The sequence below is a fragment of the Duganella sp. CF458 genome, from assembly GCF_900113115.1.
GTDB lineage: Bacteria > Pseudomonadota > Gammaproteobacteria > Burkholderiales > Burkholderiaceae_D > Rugamonas.
In genome coordinates, this window is record NZ_FOOF01000042.1 from 1 (window position 1) to 5133 (window position 5133).

The 5133-nt window shown below is 63.6% G+C and carries 1 protein-coding gene; it reads left to right on the forward strand.

The annotated features are described in order from the left end of the window. The coding region (locus BM269_RS28795; protein ID WP_139232912.1) for a non-ribosomal peptide synthetase at positions 1-5133 on the forward strand (5133 nt) is incomplete at both ends.

Sequence of the window (5133 nt, forward strand, 5' to 3'; positions counted from 1 at the left end):
CCGCAGTATCGCCGTGGTGGCCAAGGCGCGTGAGCGCGGCATGGAGATCGCGATCGTCGACCTGTTCAAGGCGCCGACCATCTCGGCCCTGGCGCGCCAAGCCGAAATCCGTGGCGTTGCAGCAGAAGAGGTGACCTTGGCTCCGTTTGCGCTGGTAGCTGATGCCGACCGTAAGTTGCTGCCACCTGGGCTGGACGATGCCTATCCATTAACCATGCTCCAGGCAGGGATGGTCTTCCACCAGCAAGATGCCCAGGAAGAGGGCATTTATCACGATGTCTTCAGCCACGCGATCCGCGTGCCATCTTGGAATGAAGCCGCCATGCGCAGCGTGCTCGCGGCACTGGTTCGCAAGCATCCGGTACTTCGTTCGTCGTTTGCACTGCATGGCTTCAGTGAAGCCCTGCAACTGGTGCATGGCGACGGCGAGATCCCGCTCGAAGTGTTCGACATCCGCCATCTAGATACAAAGGCGCAGGATCGCCTGGCCAGCGAGTTTGTGGATGCGGAACGCAAGACCGACTTCGACTTCACCAGCGCCCCGCTGCTGCGCGTCTTCATCCATCTACGCTCGGCGGAGACGGTTCAGTACACCATCTCTTTCCACCATGCGATCCTGGATGGTTGGAGCGTTGCATCGCTGCAGACGGAGCTGTTGGCCGAATACGTGCGCATCGCCGGCCGCCCTGGCCAGATGCCTGAACTGGCATCCATCGCTGCCGTCCCGCCGGCGATTGCTGGCGAACGCGGTGCCCTGGCCGACCCGGCGCATAAGGCATTCTGGACGGCGCAGCTGGATGGCGCCGGCTTCGCAGAATTGCCGCAACCGTTCGGTGCCGCACCGGAGGCCCTGCGCCTGCGCCGTAGCCTGGAACCAGAGGTCGTAGCGCAGGTCGAACTGCTTGCAACTTCCCTCTCGGTTCCCGTCCGCAGCGTTCTTCTTGCCGCCCACATCAGGATGCTTTGCCTGATGTGCGGTCAGGCCGACGTGACAACAGGCCTGGTATGCAATGTGCGGGCCGAAATGGCCGATGCGGACAAGGCGCTGGGGCTGTACCTGAACACCCTGCCGCTCCGCATCAAGCTGGAACGTGCGAGCTGGCGGGAGCTGATTCAGGCGACGCATGCTCGTGAGCTGGAAGTCATAGCTCATCGCCAGTTCCCATACTTCCAGCTGCACATCGACAATGGCCGCCGTCCGTATTACGACGTGATGTTCAATTTCACGAACTTCCACGTATACGAACAAGTTGGCGAACTGCTCGACCAGGGCGCATTTGCGCAGGTGTTCGAAGCGACCGAAATGGGGCTCGCCATCGACTGCAGCCACAGCGGGCGCGGTATCGAACTGAGTGCAGAGTCACGAAAGCTGGCGCGCGGCCAGCTCGAAGGACTGCTGGACGCTTTCGCAAGCATCATCGCCGCCATGGCCGGCGATCCGGGCGCGTCGCACGACGAGTTCAATGCGTTGCCGGCTGCGCAGAACCGTTTGCTGGTGGAGCAATTCAACGAAACGGCTCATGTAGATAGGGAAATCCTGCTGCATAAAGGCTTCGAACGCCTGGCGCAGCAGCAAGCCGACGCAGTGGCACTGCGCCATGCCGGCGAAAGCTGGACATATGCGCAGCTGAACGGCTGGTCGAACCGGATTGCACATGCCCTTCTGGCAGCTGGCGTGCAGCCCGACGATCGCGTGGCGCTGTGCGCGCCGCGCAGTGCAGGCCAGATCGCCGCCATGCTGGGCATCCTCAAGGCTGGCGCGGGCTATGTGCCGCTTGATCCGGGCGCTCCGGCGGAACGCCTGCAGTACCTGTTGCAGGACTGCCTGCCCGCCTTGCTGCTGGCCGACCCAATCTTCACCGGGCAGCTAGACACAGGGGCGATCCCGCTCATGTCGCTGGACTCATTTGCCGTCGCCGAGGGAGAGCCATCGGCCAATCCGGTTATTGCCGGACTTGAAAGCCGCAACCTGGCCTACGTGATCTACACCTCCGGCTCCACCGGCAAGCCAAAAGGCGTGATGGTCGAGCATCGCCAGGCGGCCCAACTGGTAGCGCACAATATCGTGCGCACAGGCCTCGGTGCAGGCCAGCGCATGCTCCAATTTGCCTCTTTCGGATTCGACGCCTCGGTTGGCGAGATCTTTACCGCCTTGAACAGCGGAGCTACGCTGGTGTTGCGCCCCGACGACATGCTGGCTCCAGGCAGCGCATTTGCCGACTTCATGCGGAATGAGCGTATTACCGCGACCGACGTACCGACAGCGTTCTGGCATGTCTGGGCGGGAGAAGTGGCGCGCGGCAAAGCACTGCCGAATCCGGAACTGCACACCGTGATTGTTGGCGGCGAAAAGGCGGAGCTGCAGCGCCTGGCCGAATGGCAGTCCTGCCAGGCCACCGCAGGCATCCGCTGGATCAATACCTATGGCCCGACGGAAGCGGCAGTCTTCGTCACGGACGAAGTGCGTCTTCCAGGCTGCGCGCAACAGCCTGGCGAGATTCCGATCGGGCGTCCTGCCGCCGGCAATCGCCTGTATGTCCTGGGCGCGTTCGGCCAACTGCTGCCGCCCGGTGCCACCGGCGAGTTGTACATCGGTGGCATGCAGGTCGCGCGCGGTTACTTCAATCGCAGCGACCTGACGGTGGAACGATTCAGCGCCGACCCGTTCAGCAAGACGTCTGGGGCACGGATGTACCGGACCGGTGACCTGGTACGCTGGCGCGACGACGGTTGCATGGATTATGTTGGCCGCAACGATTTCCAACTGAAGATTCGCGGCTACCGCATCGAACCAGCGGAAATCGAGCAGGCGCTGTCGGCCCAGCCGGGCGTGGCCAATGCGCTGGTGATGGCATTGCCGCAGGAAGGCGGTGATGCGCGCCTGGTTGCCTATGTTGCACGCCAGTCCGGTCATGACCTGACGCCGGCCGGCCTGCGCGAAGCACTGTCGGCATGCCTGGCCAGCTACATGCTGCCGCAGGCATACGTGATCCTCGACGCGTTTCCACTGAACCAGAGCGGTAAGCTGGATCGAAAGGCCTTGCCGGCGCTGGAAGCGGACGACCTGGCCGGCCAGGAATATGCTGCGCCTGAAGGCGATGCCGAGAAAATCATCGCCGCACAATGGACCGAGCTGCTTGGGCGTGAGCGTGTGGGCCGTCACGACAACTTCTTCCATTTGGGTGGTCATTCGCTCGCTGTAGTCAGCATGATCGAGCGCCTGCGCCAGGCCGGCCTCATGGCCGATGTGCGTTCCGTGTTTGCTGCGCCGACTGTCGCTGGGCTGGCCGAACGACTTTCCGCCAAGCCGAAAGCGGATGCCCAGCCTGCCGTTCCGCCAAACCTGGTGCCGCAGCAGTGCGCCCGCATTGAGCCGGGCATGCTGACGCTGGTGAAACTGGACCAGTCACAGATCGACACGATTGCCGCGCACATCCCGGGCGGCCCGACCAACATCCAGGAAATCTACCCGCTGGCACCCATGCAGACCGGCATCCTGTTCCACCACCTGATGGAGGAGCGGGGCGATACCTACCTGCTGCGCATGGTGCTGGAATTCGACAGCCGCCAGCGCCTGCAGGTCTTCCTCGCTGCATTGCAGACTGTGATTGCGCGCCACGACATCCTGCGTAGCGCTTTCATGTGGGAGGGGCTGGAGGAGCCGGTGCAGGTAGTGCTGCGGGATGCGCCGCTCGCCGTTCACGAGGTTGAGCATAAGGGGAGCGACGTACTGGCTGCGCTGCTGACCGCCTGCGACCCGCGCCAAATGCGTCTTGACCTGCGCAGTGCGCCGCTGATGGCGGCCTATATTGCCGAAGACCGCGCGACCGGGGCAACCTGGTTGTCGCTGCTGAACCATCACCTGATCGGCGACCACGTCACCCAGGAGTCGATGATCGAGGAAATCCGGGCTGTGCTGGCTGGCCAGGCTGACGCCTTGCCGGCTCCCGCACCGTACCGCGATTTCGTTGCCGCCGCGCTGGCGACCGATCCTGCGCGCCAGGAGGAGTACTTCCGTGGGCGCCTGGCCGATGTCGAGGAACCCACCGCTCCGTTTGGCCTGCTCGAAGTTCACACTGGCGGCACCGGGTCGTCGGAACATGAAGCCAGCCTCGATTCGGCCACGGCGCGCGCCATTCGCGCTGCCGCCGCCAATGCCGGTGTTTCGCCTGCAGTACTGTTCCATGCCGCCTGGGCCAAGGTGCTCGCGGCCTGCACGGGGCGCGATGATGTCGTATTCGGCACCGTCCTTCTGGGCCGTATGCAGGGCATCGCAGGCGCTGGCCGCGTGATGGGCATGTTCGTCAATACGCTGCCGTTGCGCCTGCAGCCTGGTGCGCTCAGCGCGGCCGAACTGGTGCGCATGACGAGCGAAGAACTTTCCGCACTGCTGGAACACGAGCAGGCTCCATTGTCGCTCGCCCAGCGCTGCAGCGGCGTGGCCGCACCGGCGCCGTTGTTCTCCACCCTGCTGAATTATCGCCGCAGCCATTCCGCCAGCGGTGCCGCAGTGGCAGACAAGCAGCAGGCATGGGAGGGCATCCGCGTACATGCCAATGAAGAGCGCATCAATTATCCGATCGGCATGTATGTCAACGACCTGGGTGAAGACTTCTCCCTGACCGTGCAGTGCGATGGCGTCGATCCTGCGCGGATGGCGGGCATGATGATCGCCGCTGTATCGGCTTTGGCCTGGTCCCTGGATAAAGTACCGCATGCGAAGGTGGCTTTGCTGGATGTGCTGCCTCCGGCGGAACATGCACTCATCGCCCGGATGGGGGCGCAGGCTGGTGAATTCGATGGCATGTTCACCATCCATGGCCGCTTCGAAGAGCAGGCTGCGGCGCACCCCGACGCGATTGCGCTGACCGTTGACGGCCAGCAGTTGACTTACGGCGAGCTGAATGCCAACGCCAACCGCATGGCGCACCGTTTGCTGGAGCTGGGCGTGCAGCCGGACGACCGTGTCGCCATCTGCGCCGAACGCGGTTTCGGTATGATCGCCGGCCTGCTGGCCATCATGAAGGCTGGCGCGGGTTACGTGCCGCTCGATCCTGTCTATCCGGATGATCGCCTGGCCTTCATGCTGGGAGACTGCGCACCGCGCGTGGTCCTGGCCGATAGCGCGCTGGC